Genomic DNA, 18,420 nt, shown 5'->3' with positions numbered 1-18,420 from the left:
TACTGATAGTGGCATGGGAAAGCCTGACCACAACATAAATGCCAATGAAGCCGTAGCGCGCCCGGTGATCCGCCAGCTTGATGAAGCGGCAATCAACCGAATCGCGGCAGGCGAAGTCGTGGAGCGGCCCGCCTCCGCGGTCAAGGAATTGGTGGAAAACGCGATCGATGCAGGGGCACGGCGGATCACAGTAGAAATCGCACATGGCGGCAAAACCTTGATCCGCGTTAGTGATGATGGCTGCGGCATGGGGCCTGAAGATTTGCCCATGGCCCTCTCTCGCCATGCGACATCTAAGATTGACGGCTCAGACCTGTTGAATATTCAAAGTTTCGGGTTTCGTGGCGAGGCGCTGCCCAGTTTGGGCGCGGTTGGCCGCCTGACCATCACCAGCCGCGCAGCTGGTGAGGATGGTCATGAGATCTCTGTCTCGGGTGGACGGCAAGAGCGGATCAAACCCGCCTCCATGTCACTTGGCACGGTGGTAGAGTTGCGCGATCTGTTTTTCGCAACCCCCGCGCGACTGAAATTCCTCAAAACCGAACGCGCCGAAACCCAAGCAATCACCGATGTGATCAAACGCCTCGCCATGGCCGAGCCCAGCGTTGGGTTCCAATTGATTGATTGCAGCGATGGCCGCCGCACTCTGTTTTCCGTTGATCCCGAAATAGGGGATCTCTTTGATGCGCTTTCCAGTCGATTGGGCCAAGTAATGGGCCGCGATTTTGTGGATAACGCCCTTCAGATTGACGCATCGCGCGAGGAAATCCGCCTCATCGGTCTAGCAGCCCTGCCAACCTATTCTCGCGGCTCTGCGGTGGCCCAATATCTTTTCGTCAATGGTCGCCCAGTGCGCGACAAGCTTTTGATCGGGGCGCTGCGTGGGGCTTATGCCGATTTCCTCAGCCGCGATCGCCACCCTGCTGCGGCTCTCTTCATCGAATGCCCGCCTGAACGGGTGGATGTGAATGTGCATCCTGCAAAGGCGGAGGTGCGGTTCCGTGAAGCGGGTGTCGTGCGGGGGTTGATTGTCTCGAGTTTGCGCCATGCCTTGGCCGAGGCGGGCCATCGCGCATCAAGCACAGTGGCCGCAGAAACCTTGGGCGCCATGCGTCCCGAGGGTGGCGCGCCGCAGCAGCTCTATCAAGGTGGCTACTCGGCACCACAAACGCGGCCCAGCACCTATCGCAGCGCCTATGCGTTTCAAGCGCCTGAACAGGTTGGCCTCGCTGAAACAGCCCCCCAATTTGACGCCCCATCCCACCGCGTAGCAGATCCTGATCCTGCGCCCTCTTTTGCCGAAAAGAGCCATCCTTTGGGGGCGGCCGCGGCGCAACTGCATGAAAATTACATCATCGCTCAAACCGCCACGGGCCTTGTGATCGTGGATCAACACGCCGCCCATGAACGCTTGGTTTATGAGCGGCTGAAAAAACAGATGGCCACCAACGGCGTGGTGCGGCAGGCTTTGCTGATCCCTGATATCGTGACCCTTGGGCCTGATGCCGCCATTCTTTTGGATCACGCTGACAGTCTTGCACAATTTGGTCTGATCATTGAGCCCTTTGGCGAAGGCGCACTTGCCGTGCGCGAAACCCCTGCCATTCTGGGTGCGGTCAACAGCGAGGCACTGCTGCGCGATATTTTGGACGAGATTGCCGATATGGGCGAAAGCCAAATGGTGCAGGCTCGGATTGAGGCGATCTTGTCACGCGTGGCCTGTCACGGATCCATCCGTTCGGGGCGTGGAATGCGCGTGGAAGAAATGAACGCGCTTTTGCGCGAAATGGAGGCCACCCCGCATTCCGGTCAATGCAATCATGGCCGCCCCACATATGTGGAACTTGCCTTGAGCGATATTGAAAAACTTTTTGGTCGCAGGTGAGTGATGCAACTTGATCTGTCCAATCCAATAATCCTTGGCGCACTCATTGGAGGGGTGATCCTCATCGCCCTTTTTTGGGTGATCCTTGTAGGGGTGAAAGCGGCCAATCGATCGGCTGCAATGATGGAACCCTTGGCCCGCAACCTTGGCGGTCTTGAAGCACGGGTGCAATCTCTTTCCGATGGGCAACAGCAACTATCGGGCGGACTTGCGCAGGTGGTTGATCTGCAATCCAAGACCCAAGCACAGATGTTGCAAGCCATGGAGCGCCGCCTTGAGGAAGTGCAAAAGGGCATGAGTGAGACGCTGCACGGCACATCAACGCGCACCGCCCGCAGTCTTGGGGAATTGCAGCAGAAGCTCGAACAAATCGATCGGGCGCAGGCCAAGATTGAGAAACTGTCAGGCGATGTTTTGGGCCTTCAGGACATTCTTTCGAACAAGCAAACGCGCGGCGCATTTGGCGAGATCCAGCTCAATGATATTGTCTCAAAGGCGCTGCCCAGTGACAGCTATGCGTTCCAAGCGACCCTCTCAAACGGAAAGCGCGCCGATTGCTTGATCCATCTGCCTAAACCCCCCGGCCCGATTGTGATCGACAGCAAATTCCCGCTAGAGGCCTATGAGGCATTGCGCGCAGCAAAGACCGCACAAGAAACCCAAGACGCCGCCCGCGCCTTTCGCACATCTGTGCGCGGCCATATCAAGGCAATTTCTGAGCGCTACATTCTTGAGGGTGAAACTGCCGATGGCGCGCTGATGTTCCTGCCATCCGAAGCGGTTTATGCCGAATTGCACGCCAATTTTCCTGAGATTGTCCGCGAAGGGTTCGCGGCACGGGTCTGGATTGTATCCCCCACCACTTGCATGGCCACGCTCAACACGATGCGGGCGGTTCTCAAAGATGCACGGATGCGCGAGCAAGCAGGCGCGATCCGCAAGCAACTGGGCCTGTTGCATCGTGATGTGGAACTGGTGTTCGAGCGGGTGAATAAGTTGAACACCCATTTCGGGCAGGCGCGCAAAGATATTGATGATATTTCAATCGCCGCAGAACGCGCGGGCAAACGGGCGATCAAGCTTGATAATTTCGATTTCGAGGAAATCGCCCCTGACCCAATGCCACCGCTTCCCGATAAGTAGATCAACTCCGCGCGAAAACATCGGCGAGAATTTTGGTTAATTCCTGCACATCCGTTTCGGTAAAGGCATCCGCCTGATCGCTGTCGATGTCAAAAACCGCGATTAACGCGCCCTCGGCATCAAAAACGGGCAAGACCAGTTCGGACAAGGTGCTGCTTGAACACGCAATGTGATCTGGAAACGCGTTCACATCTGCCACCAATTGCGGGACGCGACTGCGCGCGCAGGCCCCGCAGACCCCGCGCGAGAACGGGATCACCAAGCACCCATGCCCCCCCTGATAGGGGCCAATTTTAAGAGTTTCGGGCGCGGTGACGCGGTAGAACCCAACCCAATCAAACCGCGCATCGGCGTGATACACCTCACAGGCGATGGTGGCCATCAGGGCGATTTGTTCAGTTTCACCATGGGTCAGGCTGTCAATCGTTGCGGCTAGGGTCGGATAATCCATCGGGGGCCTCTTAATGCTTCGCCTCGATATAGGCCATCCTGGGCGGCGAAGAAAGCTGCGCTTGGTAACCTTTCAGCAAGGAATTCGGACTAGCCTTTTGGTTGTGTTACCCTCTCCATAGGTGATGAAATGGATGTGCGTCTGGATATTGAACCCATCCCTAACGGGTTGATCGTAAAGGTTTGCGCCAGTCGGGTGGATGCTGCCGCTGCCTTGGCCTTCCGTGATGCCTGTCGACAAGCCACCGCAAAAACCGAAGGTGCGCGGGTCATTTTAGATATGGAAGATGTGACCTTCCTAGATTCCAGCGGTCTGGGCACGCTTGTTGCCATGCGCAAATCCCTTGGGCAGGATCGGCAACTTGAACTGACAAGCCTCTCCCCATTGGTCGATAAGGTGTTGCGCCTGACGGCGATGGATAAAGTCTTTGCAATTCACCCAAATAAGACCGCAGCGCTGAACCATAGCGCATGACAACAGGGATAGATACTCAAGCATGCGGGGGCGCTACGATATGATGTGGAGTTTGACAAGCCATCCCCAGTCGGCGCGGCAAACATTGGCACAGATTTGCACCTATCTGCGCGAATGCGACCTTGATGAAGGCCAATGCCTAAACGTTGAGTTGGTCTTGGCGGAAGCGCTGAACAATATTTGCGAACACGCTTATGCAGGGGCCGATGACGGACGCATTTTAACGGCGATTTCCTGTCGGGGCGCACAGGTGCAGTGTCATATCACCGATAAAGGGCGCGCGATGCCGAACCTGACACCCCCTCTTGGTGGATTCCGCGACCCTGACAGCTTCGCCTTTGATGACCTGCCCGAAGGTGGATTTGGCTGGGGCCTGATCCGCGCGATTGCGCAAGACGTCCAATATAAACGGCGCGATTTAGAAAATCATCTTTTCCTAACCATTGCGGCTGAATTGGAACAAAGCCCGCAATTGGCCTGTGGGCTTGTCTAAATTTAGCCAACACTGCCACAAAATCACCTTGGTCTGATCATAGCCGCGGCCAAATTCGCAGCCATTAAAGCAGGGTAACGCTTATGCTTCCCCCGATGGTGCGTTTTTATCGCCCTCACTTGTTACGCATCATCGGGGTTCTTGACCACTTGCAGCGCCCCCCATTCCCGCTAGTTTTGCTAAAATCTTTTCGGCAGGAGCAGGGACAATGATGCGTGATTTCCAGAGGCAAGGGCGCTCAGCCTTGATTACCACCCAAGGGGCGGTTGCAACCTCGCACCCGCTCGCCGCCAAAACGGGAGTGCAAATCTTGGAACAGGGCGGCAATGCGATGGATGCGGCCATTGCCACAGCGATCCTCTTGGGGCTCTGTGAGCCACAATCAACAGGGCTTGGCGGCGATTTATTCGCCATGGTGTCCTATGAGGGGCAGAAGGATATTATTGGCCTGAATGCATCGGGCCGTGCGCCAAAGGCGTTGGACCCAGCAGCGCTGCGTGCGGCAGGGCATCGCTCTATTCCGCTCGACAATATCAATGCCGTCACCGTGCCAGGGGCCGTTGATGGGTTTTGCCGCCTTCACCAAGATCACGGGACATTGCCGCTTGAAGACATCCTCGCCCCTTCGATCTTCTACGCTGAACATGGCATTCCCGTTGCACCGCGCGTGGCTTTCGATTGGGACGAGGCACGCGATACGCTCCGCGGTCGGGCCCGCGACATGTATATGTGGAACGACCAACCGCCCCAAATTGGCGCGCTGTTCACGGCCAAGGGGCAGGCTGAGGTGCTGCGCCGCATCGCGCGCGAAGGTCGTGCAGGGTTCTACGAAGGCGAAGTGGCCGAGGATTTGGTTAACTCCCTGCGTGCCCTTGGCGGCAGCCACAGCCTAGAAGATTTCGCAGCCACAGCCTGCGATTACGTCACCCCAATCTCGACCCGCTATCGTGATCATGACTTGATTGAATTGCCACCCAATGGTCAGGGCGCAACCGCGCTGTTGTTGGCCAATATCCTTTCCCAGTTTGACCTCGGCGCGATGGATCCTTTCGGTGCGGCCCGCGCCCATATCGAGGCCGAAGCAACCAAACTGGCCTATGATGCACGCAATCGTTTTATCTCTGATCCTGATCACCTGACCCGTTTGGATCATATGCTGTCAGATCAAACCGCACAGGCCTTGGCAGGCTTGATTGATCCCACGCGCGCGATGGCTGACCCACATCAGGCCTCGGGCGCAGTGCATAAAGATACGGTATATCTCAGCGTGGTTGATAAAAACCGCATGGCCGTCTCAATGATCTATTCGATCTTCCATTCCTTTGGCTCGGGCTATGCTTCTGATAAGTTTGGTATTTTGTTTCAAAACCGCGGCGCGGGCTTCTCACTGCAAGAGGGGCACCCAAATGAGGCCATGGGCGGCAAGCGTCCCTTGCATACCATTATTCCCGCCTTCTTACGCTACCCTGACCAAAGTTTGATGCCCTTCGGGGTCATGGGCGGCGCATATCAGGCCACGGGCCACGCGCGTCTGATCACCAATATCATCGACTATGGGATGGATGTTCAAACTGCGATTGATGGTGCGCGCAGCTTTGCGGATCAGGGTAAATTGCAGCTTGAGCGGGGATATAGCCCGCATGTGGCCGATGATTTACGCAAATTGGGCCATGAGCTGATCGACCCCTATCGGGCCATTGGCGGCGCGCAAGCCATTAAAATTGACGCAAGCTCAGGGCTTTTGATCGCAGGTTCGGATCCCCGTAAAGACGGTCTTGCCTTGGGGTATTGAGATCAATTCAGCTGGTAATCCAAAGGATAGGCCCCGTTCTGAAACTCACCGAACAATTCGGGCAGATCGGGGTGATCCACGGGTTCGCCCGTATCGTCAATCTCAAGGTTTTGTTCGGAAACATAGGCCACGTAGTAGCTATGATCATTTTCCGCCAGAAGGTGGTAAAATGGCTGCTCCTTGATGGGCCGCTTATCTTCGGGGATGGAGTTATACCATTCCTCAGTATTCGAAAACTGGGTGTCGATATCAAAGATCACCCCGCGAAACGGGTGCTTCTTGTGGCGCACGACCTGCCCAAGATTGAATTTAGCATGCCGTTTGAGCATCTAGACCCCCTATGATCCAACGCGCACCGTAATCCTGTCGCCCTTATTTGTCCATGACCCGCAGTGCAGATCAGGCGAAACAGATTGTTGAAACAAAGGATGCCGATCATGCGGGAATTTATTTTCATTTCGGCGCAACTGGCGTATGATTTCCCCATAAAAAGAGAGCAGTCCAATAAAGGATCAGGCATATGAACCGCTTTGCGTTGCTTCCGCTGGTGTTGGCGCTCGGCGCCTGCGTGGGATCAGCCACCCCACCACGCAATGTGGATAATGCCTGCGCAATCATCGAAGAACGCCCCTATTATCTAAGCGCCATGCAGGCCACCGAGGCCAATTGGGGCGTCCCTATCGCGGTTCAGATGGCCACGATCTACCATGAAAGTAGTTTCGTCAGCAACGCACGGACCCCGCGCCGCTATGCGCTTGGGGTCATCCCTGCAGGGCGGCAAAGCTCAGCGTTAGGTTACAGCCAAGCCCTTGATGGGACATGGGATGAATACCGCGATGACACAGGTCGGCGGTTTGCCAGACGCACCGATATCTCCGATGCCACCGATTTCATGGGGTGGTATATGAACCGCTCGCGCGAAAGAAACGGCATCGCGCTGACGGATGCGCGCAACCAATATCTGGCCTATCATGAAGGTCATCGTGGTTATTCACGCGGCACCTATCGCAACAAAGCATGGCTTATGCGCGTGGCAGATCGTGTCGAAGCGCGCGCCGCGCTCTATGATCGGCAACTGGCAAGCTGCACCGCGACCCAAGGCTAGCGGCTGCGCTGTTCCGCCTCAAAGGTCGGGCTGAACAGAAAATTCGAATAATCCTGCCCAAAGATGAAATCACCCAGCGCGACCACAACAGTCTCGCCATATTCATTGCGGGTCATCCATTGCACAAGGCGCACAGGCGCATCCACAAAGACCAGCGTCAATTCCCCCGCCTCTGGGCGGTCTTGATCACGGGCCACCACGCGGGTGGTGCCATCTGCGGCTTCTCGATGATCAACCACCAAATCCGAAGTCGCGAGAGACACGTTGCGACCCAAAATCAAATCAAGCGGGGTGACGCTTAACGGATATTGCAAGGGCTGCGCATCGGTCAGGTCTTCAAAAATTGCAACTTGCCCGCCGCCCACAACGACCAGAACATCGCTATTATCATACTCAAATCGCGCCCGCCCTGGGCGGTGCATGAAGAGACGCCCCGTCACCTCGGTGCCATCGGCGTTATACTGCGTGAATGGGGCTTCCGCTGTGCGAATGCCTGCAAAATAAGCCGACAAATCTACCAAGGAAATCGGGGCCGCCGCCGCGGGCAGGGCAAAGAGCGCGGCCAAAACGGCCATGGTCACAATTGGTTTTTTCATGCCCCATCCATAGCGCGAAAGCACTCTCAATGACACGTCACATTTCAGCGAGGGCTCAGCCCTGTTCAGGCACTAAAATCTCACGCTTGCCGACATGGTTGGCGGTTGAGACAAGACCTGCCTCCTCCATCTGCTCGACCAAACGTGCGGCCTTGTTATAGCCAATTCCAAGCTTGCGTTGGATGTAGGAGGTCGAGCATTTCCGATCGCGCACCACCACGGCCACAGCCTGATCATACAGCGCATCTTCGCCGTCCGTATTGCCGCCAAGACCAAGCACCAGATCAATATCGCTTTCTTTGTCCTCATCAGGGCCATCCAAAACGCTGGCCGCGTAGGCGGGAGGGCCAAAGGATTTTAGATGACGCACGATTTCCTCGACCTCTTCGTCACTGACAAAGGGGCCATGAACGCGGGTGATTTTGGAACCGCCCGCCATGTAAAGCATATCGCCCATACCCAAAAGCTGCTCAGCGCCCATCTCGCCCAAAATGGTGCGGCTGTCGATTTTTGAGGTCACATGGAAGGAAATACGCGTTGGGAAATTGGCTTTGATCGTGCCTGTAATCACATCCACCGAAGGGCGTTGTGTCGCCATGATCAAATGAATGCCGCTCGCCCGCGCCATTTGTGCAAGGCGTTGAATGCAAGCTTCGATCTCTTTGCCTGCAACCATCATCAGATCGGCCATTTCGTCCACGATCACGACAATGAACGGCATGACCTCGGGCTTGAACTCTTCGGTTTCGAAGATAGGCTCACCCGTATCCTCGTCAAAGCCCGTTTGGACAGTGCGCTTGAACATTTCGCCTTTGGACAGAGCATCGCGCACGCGGCCATTATAGCCTTCGATATTGCGCACCCCCATTTTCGACATTTTGCGATAGCGCTCTTCCATCTCACCCACGACCCATTTCAAAGCGACAACCGCCTTCTTGGGGTCAGTCACAACGGGGCTGAGAAGATGCGGAATGCCGTCATAAACCGACAATTCCAACATCTTGGGGTCAATCATGATCATGCGACATTCTTCAGGGCGCAATTTATACAACAGCGAGAGGATCATGGTGTTAATCGCCACCGATTTCCCCGAGCCTGTGGTGCCCGCAATCAGCAAATGCGGCATCTTGGCGAGATTGGCCACAACAGGCTCGCCGCCGATTTCTTTACCCAAAGCCAAAGGCAGCTTGTGATTTCCATCGCCAAAATCACGGCTCGACAAGATTTCGCGCAAAACCACTTTTTCGCGGTGCGAATTGGGCAATTCGATCCCGATCACAGAGCGACCTGGAACGGTTGAGACCCGCGCAGAGAGCGCCGACATTGAGCGGGCAATATCATCAGCCAGACCGATCACGCGGCTGGCCTTTAGGCCTGGTGCGGGCTCCAACTCATACATCGTAACAACTGGGCCGGGGCGGACGCTGACAATCTCACCTTTGACGCCGTAATCATCCAACACGTTTTCCAACATCCGTGCGTTTTCTTCGAGGGCCTCATCGGACAAATGAAAGCGTTCAATGGTGGTCGGGCTAGACAACAAAGAGAGTGGCGGGAATTCATATTCCATCTCCCGCGCCTCTAAGGGCAAGGAGGGCTGCGCATCCGCCATTGCCTGACGAGAGGGTGCGGCGGCCCTTTTGGGGCTGTGCTGCACCACGCGCCGCGCTTCTGCCCCAGTGCGGGCAGGATGCGAGGCAACAGGCGTATAGTCCTCATCTTGCGGCGACACGCTGAAGCTTTCATCATCGTCAAAACCATCGGCGAAAATATTGTCGCTGTCATCCTCATCGGCATAAGGGTCATAGTCTTGCGCAATCTGTGGATCCGCCACATGCGCAGAGGTAGAAAGCGGAGGAACCTCGCGATAAATCTCGCCTGCAATTTGCGAGGGGCTTTGTGCAGTCAATGGTGGCGCCACGCGCTTGGCAGGATTGGGAATGCCATCGGTGACCCGCAACGCCTCAGGCCGTGCAGAGGTCGCACGATTGCGCACCGCGTTTGAGATTTTTTCGCGCAGGCGCGCATTCTCATCGGTCACAAGGGGCGGTTGCTGCGCCACATCTGCGGTGCGATCTTCGCCACCGCGGATGGCGCGCAAAATGGGCACGCGGTCAAACAATCCTTGTTGCGCAGGGGCTTCGGGCGCTGCGGCTTGAGGGGTCGAAAATGGCACCTGCAGCGCATCATCGTCATCCACCAATAGATCATTGGAGGAATATTGCGCCGCGCTACGCGGACTTGGCGCGCGCATGCGCCCGCCGATTTGGCCGCTCATTTGGCTGACGCCGCGACCGATACCTGCCGCCATTCCCGAAGCGCCATTGCTGGCGTGGAAAAGCGCAATCAATCCACCACGGGTAAAGAGGCGCAGTTCAGAGCGCGTCACCCCAAGCGCATAACCTGACAAACCAAGGCTTACCACGCCCATAGCGATCCCCAAAACGGCGATAGACATATTCATCGAAACGGGCAGGATATTGACCAAAACCCCCATAACAGTGTCGCCAAACAGCCCGCCCAAACTAAAGCTGTGCTGCCATCCCGAACCAGGAGGGAAGCTGACCATGAATACAGAACAGGCAGCAATCGCAAATGGCAGCATAATCAAGCGCGACAGCGCGCGCTCTTCGCCTTTGTGCAGGGTCAAGCGCAGACCCCAAACAACCAAACCCGCCGCCATCAAATAGGATGCATAGCCAACAATCATGATCAGAATTGCAGACATGGACGCCCCAAAGCGGCCAAGCAGGTTCTGTGGCGGCGTATCTGTTGCAACCATCCAATTTGGGTCATTTGGCGTATAGCTGACCAGCATGGCCCCAACCGCAAGCCCTGCAAGCACCAACATAAGGCCAAGCAGTTCCTTGCCACGCCGTTCCAATGCCTCTTGCATCGGGGCGTCCAGAAGGGGGTCACGTTGTCTGGTTTGATACGCCATTCTTCACCTCACTGATACAAACAGCCATGCAGGCGCAAAAGCCCGCGCTGTAATTCTTGTTCTTCTGCCACCAAAGCCACGCGCAGGCGGTCTTGGCCTATGGCCTGACCCGCAATAGCGCGCGACAAATACGATCCAGGCAAGCAGCGCACGCCCGCCTCGCGCCACAGTTTCAAGGCTGCGGCCTCATCATTCTCAACAGGCAGCCAAAGGAAAAACCCCGCCTCAAGCGGCTGATACCCTGCGACATTGCCAAAAATCTCATCAGCCATTTGGTATTTACGGCGATAGATGGCGCGGTTTTCTTCCACATGGGCCTCATCGCACCATGCAAGGGCAGCAGCCGCTTGCAGGGGCAAAGGCAAAGGGGCGCCTGTGTAATTCTTCAACTGCTTCATCGCTGCGATATTGCCAGAACCCGATGCAGCAAAGCCCGATCGCAATCCTGGAAGGTTTGAGCGTTTCGACAGCGAATGAAACACCACAACCCGATCAGGGTCTGCGCCCATGTCATGGGCCACCTGCAAAGCACCCACAGGGGGGATTTTGCGATAAATCTCGCTGTAACATTCATCCGCGAAAATTCGGAAATCATGTTTCTCGGCCAAGGCAATCAGATCACGCCAATAGGCCTCGGTGGCAACCGCACCTTGCGGATTGGCCGGCGAACAAAGATAGGCAATGGTCACGCGATCAAGAAGGGCCGCAGGCAGCGCGGCATAATCAGGCAAATCGCCCGTTTCAGCGGTTGCAGGCACATAGATTGGCTCTGCATTAATCGCGAGGCTTGCCACCGCATAAACCTGATAAAACGGGTTTGGCATCAAAACAGCGGGTTTTTGTCCCGCCTTTTCCTCAACCCCAAGCGCAAGAGCCGCATTGAACAAACCTTCACGCGTGCCGTTCAGGGCGAGGATATGCTGGTCTGCGTCAAGGTGAACACCGTAGCGGCCCGCGATCCAAGCCACAATCGCCGCGCGCAAATCTTCGCCCCCCTCATTGGGGGGGTAACGGCCAAAACCCTCAAGCGCCTCAGAAATCGCGCGTCCGATGAACTCAGGGAACGGATGACGCGGCTCACCGATAGACATGTTAATCGGATCGCCGCCCGCCTGATGGACGTCAAGCAATTTCCGCAAACGCGGAAAGGCGTATTCTGGCAGGTTCGAAAACCGCTCGGGAAACACCATGACTGCCTCAAATATCGGGGTCTGTTTTCGCCCCTTTGACAGTCAAATTAACCTCTTATGACGCAAACGTCCAGAAAAAGGATCAGGCTTGCAATGCGGCCTCTGCCGCCGCCCCAAGACGCAGAAGCCGTTCCTCCTGACCTGCGGGGCAAAGCAGCATTACCCCCGTAGAGGGCACCCCAGTGGGCAATGTAAGGCCGCAAGACCCCATCAAATTTCCAATTCGCGTGTTGCGCAAAGCCAGTAGATTTTCGGTGACATAATACTCCTCGTCCACCATCAACCGCGCGATATTGGGCGGCAAAATCGCGACAGTGGGCACAATCACCGCGTCATACCCTGCCGTCTCACGATGGAAATCTTCCCGCAAAGCCTCAAGCTTTTGCCAAGCTGCGATATAATCACTCGCCAAAACATCCGCCCCGCCACGGAAGCGCTGCAATATGGGGCCAAATATCTTTTCAGGATTGGCCTCAATCATTTCGCGCCAAGTCGCATAGGCCTCAGCGGCAAAAAGAATGGGCGAAAGCGCCATCGCCGCGTCAAGTGCCGCTGATTTATGCCGCACAATCTGCGCCCCTGCCGCAGCAAAGGCTTCAAGCGCACGAGCAAAGCCTGCGGCGGGCGCATCGCGCACATCCTCCGCATATGGTTCCATCACCAAAAGCCGCCGCCCTGCAAGGCTTGCGTTCTTGAGGTCAACGGCGCGCAGGCCCGCCAGAACGGCGAACACCTCGGCGCAATCTTCGACCGAGCGCGCAAGCGGGCCAACTGTGTCAAATTTCGCGCAAAGCGGAACAACCCCACGATTGGACAGGCGTCCATGGCTCGTTTTCAAGCCAACCAAATCGTTGAACGCAGCAGGCACCCGCACAGAACCGCCTGTGTCAGACCCAATGGCAACGGCAGCCAACCCAAAGGCCACCGAAGCGGCGGCACCAGAACTGGAGCCACCCGGCACGGCGTCTGGGTCATTGATGTTGGGCGGCGTTGCAGGCAAAGGATCAAGCCCTTCGCCAAACATCGGGTTCAACCCAAGGCCAGAAAACGCCAATTCTGACATATGGGTTTTGCCCAAACATACGCCCCCCGCCTGCGTGGCGCGGGCCAAAACATCGGCATCTCGTGTTGGAACGCGCCCCGCAAGCAAGCGCGAGCTGGCCTCAGTCGCGACACTGGCGCTATCAAATAGATCTTTCCACGAGACAGGCACCCCGTCCAGAATGCCCCGGCGCACCCCGTTGCGCGCCCGAGATCGGGCTGCTTCGGCCTCGGCTAGGGCGCGGGCCTCGGTCAGACGGGCATAAATACGCGCGCCTGCGGGATGCGATTTTATCGCGCTCAAATAGGTTTCGGTCAGACCCACTGGATCAATCGAGCCTTCGCCAATCGCGCGCCCTTGTTCACTTGCCGTGCGTGTCAACCATTCGCGCATCTTCATCCCTTTGCCGCTTTTGTCTCGCATGGGCAGAGTAATGACGCTATGCCGCGTGGACAATTCCATAAATTAGCCCATCATAACCTGCATGACATGTGACACAGATATTTTGATTGTAGGTGGCGGGCTGAACGGGCCGACCCTTGCGCTTGCGCTCGCGCAGTCAGGGTTTCGAAGCATCGTGATTGATGCAAATTCCCGCCCAAAGCGCGAAGCGGATACGTTCGATGGCCGCGCCTATGCTTTGGCCCGTGCATCGCAAAAAATGTTGGCGGCTTTGGGGTTGTGGGACGCTGTCGCAAAACAGGCGCAGGCCATTTCCGAAATCAAAGCCTCAGACGGTCATGCAGGCCGCGGGGCAGCGCCGCACTTCCTACATTTCCAAGCGGCAGAGATGGAAGAAGGCCCTATGGGCTATATGCTTGAAGACCGCTACCTCCGCCGCGCGCTGATCGCGGCGATGGAGGCCAATGATAAGATTACGCATCTCAGCGACAGCATGGTCGTAGATCAAAGCACCGATGGGGCTCTGGCCGAGGTTACATTGGCCGATGGTCAGCGTTTACAGGGGCGAATTTTGATTGGCGCGGATGGTCGCGCGTCAGGTGTGGCGGCACGCGCTGGCATTCGCCGCCAAGGTTGGGATTATGGGCAAACCGCCCTTGTCTGTGCCGTCAAACATGAATTGCCCCATAACGGCATTGCACATCAGTTCTTCATGCCATCGGGGCCTTTGGCGATCCTACCTTTGCCTGACAATCGTTGCTCTATTGTCTGGAGCGAAAAAACCGCCCGCGCCGCCCAAATTGCGCGCGCAAATGACGCTGAGTTTCTCAAGGCATTGCACCCCGCATTCGGTGACTTTCTGGGTGAGATCGAATTGGCGGGCGTGCGGTTCAGCTATCCGCTGAAGCTCACCTTGGCCGAGCAGTTCATTGCCCCGCGCCTTGCCCTTGTTGGCGATGCGGCGCATGGCGTGCATCCTATCGCAGGTCAGGGGCTTAACCTTGGCTTTCGGGACATTGGGGCATTGACCGAAGTGCTCCACGAGGCACGACTGCATGGCGAAGATATCGCCTCGGAACTGGTGTTGGAGCGGTATCAGCAATGGCGGCGCTTCGACACCACCGCGCTTGCGCTTGGGATGGACACAGTCAATCGCCTGTTCTCAAATGACAACCCTGCCCTTCGGCTGATCCGCGATATCGGCATGGGCCTTGTCAGTGCAACGCCCGCGTTACGGCGTGGGTTCATGCGGCAGGCGGCAGGTCTAACGGGGGACTTGCCACGCCTCTTGCAGGGCGAGGTGCTTTAACCCTCAATCTCGCGGGCTTCGTTCTCTAGCATGATTGGAATGCCTTCCTTAATCGGAAATGCCAATTTTGCTTTTTCGGAGATCAATTCTTGACGCTCTGCATCATAGCGCAGGCTCCCCTTGGTCAGCGGGCACACCAATGCCTCAAGCATATGTCTGTCAAACACGGGGCTGTCTGCGCTCATTGCATGGCCTCATCGGATGATCCACCCCGCAAGGCAAATTCGATCAAGGTTACAAGCGTCTCGCGCCGCGTAGACAGGGAGGGCGCCTCAAGCAAGGCTTGCTTTTCTTCTGGGTCAAAGGGGCATAGCATTGACAGCGAATTGATCAGCAATTCATCTTCGGCATCTTTCATACTGTCCCAATCGGTCGACAGTGACATGGCCGCAAAATAGCGCTCCAACAGATCCATAAAGACGGGACGATCAAAGCCCTGATCCTGCTCGACCTTGCCCAAATCATTCTCAAAGCCTGCCCAATCGACATCACCTTTGAGATACGGGGTAAAGCCTGACTGTTCGCGTTGCAGGCGAAAGCGCGAAATTCCCGTCAGCGTAATCATATACCGCCCATCCTCGGTTTCCGAGAATTGGGTCAGACGACCTGCGCAGCCAATGCTGTGCAACCGCTTAGCACTGCCTTTGGGCACCTCAAGCGGTTGGATCATACCAATCAATCGGTCGGGCGTGCGCATGCAATCTTGCAGCATGGCCAAATAGCGTGGTTCAAAAATGTGCAATGGCAATCGCGCCCGCGGCAGCAGCAACGCGCCGGGAAGTGGAAAGAGCGGTATCGTATCAGGCAGGTCGCTGTGATGGATCATGAAGTATGAAATAGCGGCCAAATGCGATCAGGCAAATATCATCGATGACAATCTTCTGCGGCCCTTTTGCACCAAAGGATCCGTGGGCTTAAGCGCATCGAAGATTGTAAAGAGCTGCGCCTTGGCAGCCCCGTCATTCCATTCGCGATCACGGCGGAAGAGATCAAGCAATTCTTCAATCGCCGCCTCCGCCTGCCCTGCCGCATAAAGCGCCTTTGCGTAATCGAACCGCGCTTGCAGATCATCAGGGTTGGCCGCCACGGCGGATTGCAACTCGGCCAAGGGCCCTGCCTCATCGGCTTGGCGCGCCAAGGCGATCTGCGCGCGTGCGGCCTCAATCTCGGGCGCGGCGGCGATTGCGGGGGCGGCGTTATTCAGCAAGGCCTCCGCCGTGTCCAAATCGCCCATCGCGATATGAGCGCGCGCCAAGCCACCCATGGCGGCTGCATTTTCAGGTTCTTCGCCCAAAATCGCCGCAAAGGTCTGCGCCGCATCGGCAACGGCCCCTTGAACAAGCATTTCTTCCGCGGCCTCAAGCGCCTCTCCCAAGCCACCATCGCCTGCAAGGGCGGCGATTTTTTCAACGAAGCGCTGCACATCCCCTTGCGAAAGCGCCCCTTGGAACCCGTCCACGGGTTGGCCCTGCCAAAACGCGTAAACGGTAGGAATAGACTGCACCTGCAATTGGCCCGCGATCATCTGATTCTCATCAACATTGACCTTGGCCATGCGCACCGCGCCCTTTTTGGCCTGCACCGCCGCCTCAAGCTGTGGCCCAAGCGTCTTGCAAGGGCCGCACCATGGCGCCCAGAAATCTACGATGACAGGAACCTCGCGGCTGGCCTCAACGACATCGGCCATAAAGGTCTGATCGGTGACATCCTTGATGACATCCGCGCCTGCGGGCTGTGCTTGACCAAATTCCAACATTTATTTCTCCGTCACTGATGAGATCTGCGCGCGCCCTCTATATGCGCGCTTCGGGCCCATTCTCCAAGGGGTCAGAGATCAATTATCGCAAAAACCGGGGCGTGATCCGATGGCTGCTCCCACCCGCGAGCGGCGCGCAGGATTCGGCTTGAATGCGCAGCATTGGCGATATCTGCGGTGGCCCAGATGTGATCCAAACGGCGGCCTTTATCCGCCTCGTCCCAATCACGAGCGCGATACGACCACCAACTATAGAGCAACCCTTCGGGTATATCCTTGCGGGTGACATCCACCCAATTCCCCGCCTCTTGCACTTGGGCCAGATGATCCACCTCAATCGGCGTGTGACTGACAACCTTTAACAGCTGTTTGTGGCTCCAAACGTCGTCTTCACGCGGCGCAATATTCAAATCGCCCACAAGGATAGATTTTTGCGGGGCATCCGCACGAAACGCATCGCGCATCTCCGTCAGAAAATCGAGCTTTTGGCCAAATTTTTCGTTGACCTCCCGATCGGCAATATCGCCCCCTGCGGGAATGTAGAAATTATGGATGACCACCCCATTGGGGAGGCGCGCCGCCACATGGCGAGCATGACCAAGCCCAGCCCAGTCCCGCGCGCCCGCCTCTTCAAGCGGCAGCTTGGACAGGATCGCCACGCCATTATACCCTTTCTGACCACGCGCGACCATGTGGGTGTAGCCCAGCGCCGCAAAGCCTTCGGTGGGGATTTTTTCAACAGGGCTTTTGCATTCTTGCAAGCACAAAACATCCGGCGCTTCTTCACGCAGCAGTTTCAGCACCAACTCTTCGCGCAATCGCACCGAGTTGATGTTCCATGTTGCAAGTGTGAACGCCATTTTGCCATGCCCTTTGATGAAACCTGTCCCCTCTCCTAAGGGCTTGAGGGGCATGGTGCAATGCGAAGGAAACTGAAAAAGGCCCCCGCTTATGCGGGGGCCAGTCCAACAGGGAGAAACCACGGGGGGCGCGCGGGGGCTTGGGCAATCGCGCAAGGTTCCCCGTGCGACATCACAGCTGCAAATCTGATGCCAAGTCAGGCAACCAATCGGTAACCGCCGCCTTCGGTGACCAAAAGCTGCACATTGCTGGGATCGGGTTCGATCTTTTGACGCAAGCGGTAGATATGGGTTTCCAACGTATGCGTGGTGACCCCCGCATTATACCCCCAAACCTCGTGTAGCAGCACATCACGGGCCACGACCCCCTCTTGTGCGCGATAGAGGAATTTCAGGATATTCGTTTCTTTTTCCGTGAGGCGGATTTTCTTTTTATCTTCCGTCTCGAGCAATTTCATCGCGGGCTTAAAGGTATACGGCCCAAGTTGGAAAATCGCATCTTCAGATTGTTCGTGTTGGCGCAGTTGCGCGCGAATGCGCGCTTGCAACACCGAAAACTTGAACGGCTTGGTGACATAATCATTTGCGCCCGCATCGAGGCCCAAGATCGTATCAGCATCGCTGTCATGGCCTGTAAGCATGATGATCGGGCATTTGATCCCTTGCTTGCGCATCAAGCGGCACAAATCGCGGCCATCCGTATCGGGCAGGCCCACATCCAAGATCACCAGATCGTAAATTTCCTGCTTGGCCTTTTCCATCGCTTGCGCGCCCGTGCCCGCCTCGAACACATCGAAATCCTCAGTCATCACGAGCTGTTCTGACAACGCCTCGCGGATATCTTCGTCATCATCGACAAGTAGGATTTTTTTCAGGTTCGCCATGTCAGCCCTCCAAAGGCAAAATTGTGCCTGTCTCACATGGGTGTGATATACCCTATTTGGAAAGGGTTTGAAAAATATCCTCACGGCTCTGTGTTGT

At 56.4% G+C, this 18,420-nt stretch carries 18 protein-coding genes; 7 read left to right on the top strand and 11 right to left on the bottom strand.

Features of this window, described 5'->3' with window-relative positions; all coding sequences use genetic code 11:
- Window positions 1–13: 13 nt before the first annotated feature.
- Complete coding sequence (mutL, locus tag AAC632_RS04675; protein ID WP_340297889.1) at window positions 14–1,885, top strand: DNA mismatch repair endonuclease MutL; 1,872 nt, start codon at window positions 14–16, stop codon at window positions 1,883–1,885.
- Window positions 1,886–1,888: 3 nt separating this feature from the next.
- On the top strand, window positions 1,889–3,028 hold the full coding sequence (locus tag AAC632_RS04670) for a DNA recombination protein RmuC (RefSeq protein WP_340252919.1): 1,140 nt from the start codon (window positions 1,889–1,891) through the stop codon (window positions 3,026–3,028).
- 1 nt (window position 3,029) lies between these two features.
- Here AAC632_RS04670 and AAC632_RS04665 read toward each other — a convergent pair whose 3' ends face one another.
- Entirely contained in the window at window positions 3,030–3,479 is a 450-nt protein-coding gene (locus AAC632_RS04665) for a GAF domain-containing protein (protein WP_340252921.1), read from the bottom strand.
- A gap of 129 nt (window positions 3,480–3,608) precedes the next feature.
- Between AAC632_RS04665 and AAC632_RS04660 the strand changes: the two genes are divergently transcribed.
- From AAC632_RS04660 to AAC632_RS04650, 3 genes are all read left to right on the top strand, one after another.
- On the top strand, window positions 3,609–3,953 hold the full coding sequence (locus AAC632_RS04660) for an STAS domain-containing protein (RefSeq protein ID WP_340252923.1): 345 nt from the start codon (window positions 3,609–3,611) through the stop codon (window positions 3,951–3,953).
- A gap of 40 nt (window positions 3,954–3,993) precedes the next feature.
- On the top strand, window positions 3,994–4,446 hold the full coding sequence (locus AAC632_RS04655) for an ATP-binding protein (RefSeq protein ID WP_340297890.1): 453 nt from the start codon (window positions 3,994–3,996) through the stop codon (window positions 4,444–4,446).
- 211 nt (window positions 4,447–4,657) lie between these two features.
- Window positions 4,658–6,238, top strand: a complete 1,581-nt coding sequence (locus AAC632_RS04650; RefSeq protein ID WP_340298767.1) for a gamma-glutamyltransferase family protein — start codon at window positions 4,658–4,660, stop codon at window positions 6,236–6,238.
- A 2-nt stretch (window positions 6,239–6,240) separates the two neighbouring features.
- On the opposite strand, the gene hspQ is transcribed toward AAC632_RS04650, so the two are convergent.
- A complete protein-coding gene (gene hspQ, locus AAC632_RS04645; RefSeq protein ID WP_317656758.1) occupies window positions 6,241–6,567 on the bottom strand; it encodes a heat shock protein HspQ in 327 nt (108 codons plus the stop codon).
- 191 nt (window positions 6,568–6,758) lie between these two features.
- On the opposite strand from hspQ, the gene AAC632_RS04640 reads away from it, so the two are divergent.
- Window positions 6,759–7,343 (top strand): transglycosylase SLT domain-containing protein, encoded by a 585-nt coding sequence (locus tag AAC632_RS04640; RefSeq protein WP_340297892.1) that lies wholly within the window; start codon window positions 6,759–6,761, stop codon window positions 7,341–7,343.
- Here the strand turns inward: AAC632_RS04640 and AAC632_RS04635 are convergent.
- The 4 genes from AAC632_RS04635 to AAC632_RS04620 form a co-directional block, all read right to left on the bottom strand.
- Window positions 7,340–7,939, bottom strand: coding sequence for a LolA family protein (locus AAC632_RS04635; RefSeq protein ID WP_340297893.1), 600 nt, complete (start codon window positions 7,937–7,939; stop codon window positions 7,340–7,342). The genes AAC632_RS04640 and AAC632_RS04635 overlap by 4 nt on opposite strands.
- A gap of 55 nt (window positions 7,940–7,994) precedes the next feature.
- A complete protein-coding gene (locus AAC632_RS04630; protein ID WP_340297894.1) occupies window positions 7,995–10,880 on the bottom strand; it encodes a DNA translocase FtsK in 2,886 nt (961 codons plus the stop codon).
- An 8-nt stretch (window positions 10,881–10,888) separates the two neighbouring features.
- Window positions 10,889–12,070: an aminotransferase class I/II-fold pyridoxal phosphate-dependent enzyme gene (locus AAC632_RS04625; protein WP_340297895.1), complete on the bottom strand. Its 1,182-nt coding sequence runs from the start codon at window positions 12,068–12,070 to the stop codon at window positions 10,889–10,891.
- Window positions 12,071–12,152: 82 nt separating this feature from the next.
- Window positions 12,153–13,505 (bottom strand): amidase, encoded by a 1,353-nt coding sequence (locus tag AAC632_RS04620; RefSeq protein WP_340297896.1) that lies wholly within the window; start codon window positions 13,503–13,505, stop codon window positions 12,153–12,155.
- A gap of 91 nt (window positions 13,506–13,596) precedes the next feature.
- Between AAC632_RS04620 and AAC632_RS04615 the strand changes: the two genes are divergently transcribed.
- Entirely contained in the window at window positions 13,597–14,823 is a 1,227-nt protein-coding gene (locus AAC632_RS04615) for a UbiH/UbiF/VisC/COQ6 family ubiquinone biosynthesis hydroxylase (RefSeq protein ID WP_340297897.1), read from the top strand.
- Here AAC632_RS04615 and AAC632_RS04610 read toward each other — a convergent pair.
- From AAC632_RS04610 to AAC632_RS04590, 5 genes are all read right to left on the bottom strand, one after another.
- A complete protein-coding gene (locus tag AAC632_RS04610) occupies window positions 14,820–15,008 on the bottom strand; it encodes a Trm112 family protein (protein WP_317656765.1) in 189 nt (62 codons plus the stop codon). The genes AAC632_RS04615 and AAC632_RS04610 overlap by 4 nt on opposite strands.
- Complete coding sequence (locus AAC632_RS04605) at window positions 15,005–15,649, bottom strand: LON peptidase substrate-binding domain-containing protein (RefSeq protein WP_317656766.1); 645 nt, start codon at window positions 15,647–15,649, stop codon at window positions 15,005–15,007. Before AAC632_RS04605 ends, AAC632_RS04610 begins: the two co-directional genes overlap by 4 nt.
- 27 nt (window positions 15,650–15,676) lie before the next feature.
- The gene (locus AAC632_RS04600; RefSeq protein WP_340262178.1) at window positions 15,677–16,579 is read right to left on the bottom strand and encodes a co-chaperone YbbN; all 903 of its coding nucleotides are present in this window, start codon (window positions 16,577–16,579) and stop codon (window positions 15,677–15,679) included.
- 71 nt (window positions 16,580–16,650) lie between these two features.
- Entirely contained in the window at window positions 16,651–17,439 is a 789-nt protein-coding gene (locus AAC632_RS04595; protein ID WP_340297898.1) for an exodeoxyribonuclease III, read from the bottom strand.
- Between the two features lie 197 nt (window positions 17,440–17,636).
- Window positions 17,637–18,323 (bottom strand): response regulator transcription factor, encoded by a 687-nt coding sequence (locus tag AAC632_RS04590; RefSeq protein WP_317656769.1) that lies wholly within the window; start codon window positions 18,321–18,323, stop codon window positions 17,637–17,639.
- Window positions 18,324–18,420 lie beyond the last annotated feature (97 nt).

Source organism: Roseobacter sp. HKCC-CH-9351, assembly GCF_037830295.1.
GTDB lineage: Bacteria > Pseudomonadota > Alphaproteobacteria > Rhodobacterales > Rhodobacteraceae > M30B80.
This window is presented reverse-complemented; position numbering and strand designations above follow the sequence as displayed.

Excerpts from the sequence above, each read along its gene's own strand:
- mutL (WP_340297889.1), top strand. The coding sequence starts at position 14 with ATGGGAAAGCCTGACCACAACATAAATGCCAATGAAGCCGTAGCGCGC.
- AAC632_RS04670 (WP_340252919.1), top strand. The coding sequence starts at position 1,889 with ATGCAACTTGATCTGTCCAATCCAATAATCCTTGGCGCACTCATTGGA.
- AAC632_RS04665 (WP_340252921.1), bottom strand. The coding sequence starts at position 3,479 with ATGGATTATCCGACCCTAGCCGCAACGATTGACAGCCTGACCCATGGT.
- AAC632_RS04660 (WP_340252923.1), top strand. The coding sequence starts at position 3,609 with ATGGATGTGCGTCTGGATATTGAACCCATCCCTAACGGGTTGATCGTA.
- AAC632_RS04655 (WP_340297890.1), top strand. The coding sequence starts at position 3,994 with ATGATGTGGAGTTTGACAAGCCATCCCCAGTCGGCGCGGCAAACATTG.
- AAC632_RS04650 (WP_340298767.1), top strand. The coding sequence starts at position 4,658 with ATGCGTGATTTCCAGAGGCAAGGGCGCTCAGCCTTGATTACCACCCAA.
- hspQ (WP_317656758.1), bottom strand. The coding sequence starts at position 6,567 with ATGCTCAAACGGCATGCTAAATTCAATCTTGGGCAGGTCGTGCGCCAC.
- AAC632_RS04640 (WP_340297892.1), top strand. The coding sequence starts at position 6,759 with ATGAACCGCTTTGCGTTGCTTCCGCTGGTGTTGGCGCTCGGCGCCTGC.
- AAC632_RS04635 (WP_340297893.1), bottom strand. The coding sequence starts at position 7,939 with ATGAAAAAACCAATTGTGACCATGGCCGTTTTGGCCGCGCTCTTTGCC.
- AAC632_RS04630 (WP_340297894.1), bottom strand. The coding sequence starts at position 10,880 with ATGGCGTATCAAACCAGACAACGTGACCCCCTTCTGGACGCCCCGATG.
- AAC632_RS04625 (WP_340297895.1), bottom strand. The coding sequence starts at position 12,070 with ATGGTGTTTCCCGAGCGGTTTTCGAACCTGCCAGAATACGCCTTTCCG.
- AAC632_RS04620 (WP_340297896.1), bottom strand. The coding sequence starts at position 13,505 with ATGCGCGAATGGTTGACACGCACGGCAAGTGAACAAGGGCGCGCGATT.
- AAC632_RS04615 (WP_340297897.1), top strand. The coding sequence starts at position 13,597 with ATGACATGTGACACAGATATTTTGATTGTAGGTGGCGGGCTGAACGGG.
- AAC632_RS04610 (WP_317656765.1), bottom strand. The coding sequence starts at position 15,008 with ATGAGCGCAGACAGCCCCGTGTTTGACAGACATATGCTTGAGGCATTG.
- AAC632_RS04605 (WP_317656766.1), bottom strand. The coding sequence starts at position 15,649 with ATGATCCATCACAGCGACCTGCCTGATACGATACCGCTCTTTCCACTT.
- AAC632_RS04600 (WP_340262178.1), bottom strand. The coding sequence starts at position 16,579 with ATGTTGGAATTTGGTCAAGCACAGCCCGCAGGCGCGGATGTCATCAAG.
- AAC632_RS04595 (WP_340297898.1), bottom strand. The coding sequence starts at position 17,439 with ATGGCGTTCACACTTGCAACATGGAACATCAACTCGGTGCGATTGCGC.
- AAC632_RS04590 (WP_317656769.1), bottom strand. The coding sequence starts at position 18,323 with ATGGCGAACCTGAAAAAAATCCTACTTGTCGATGATGACGAAGATATC.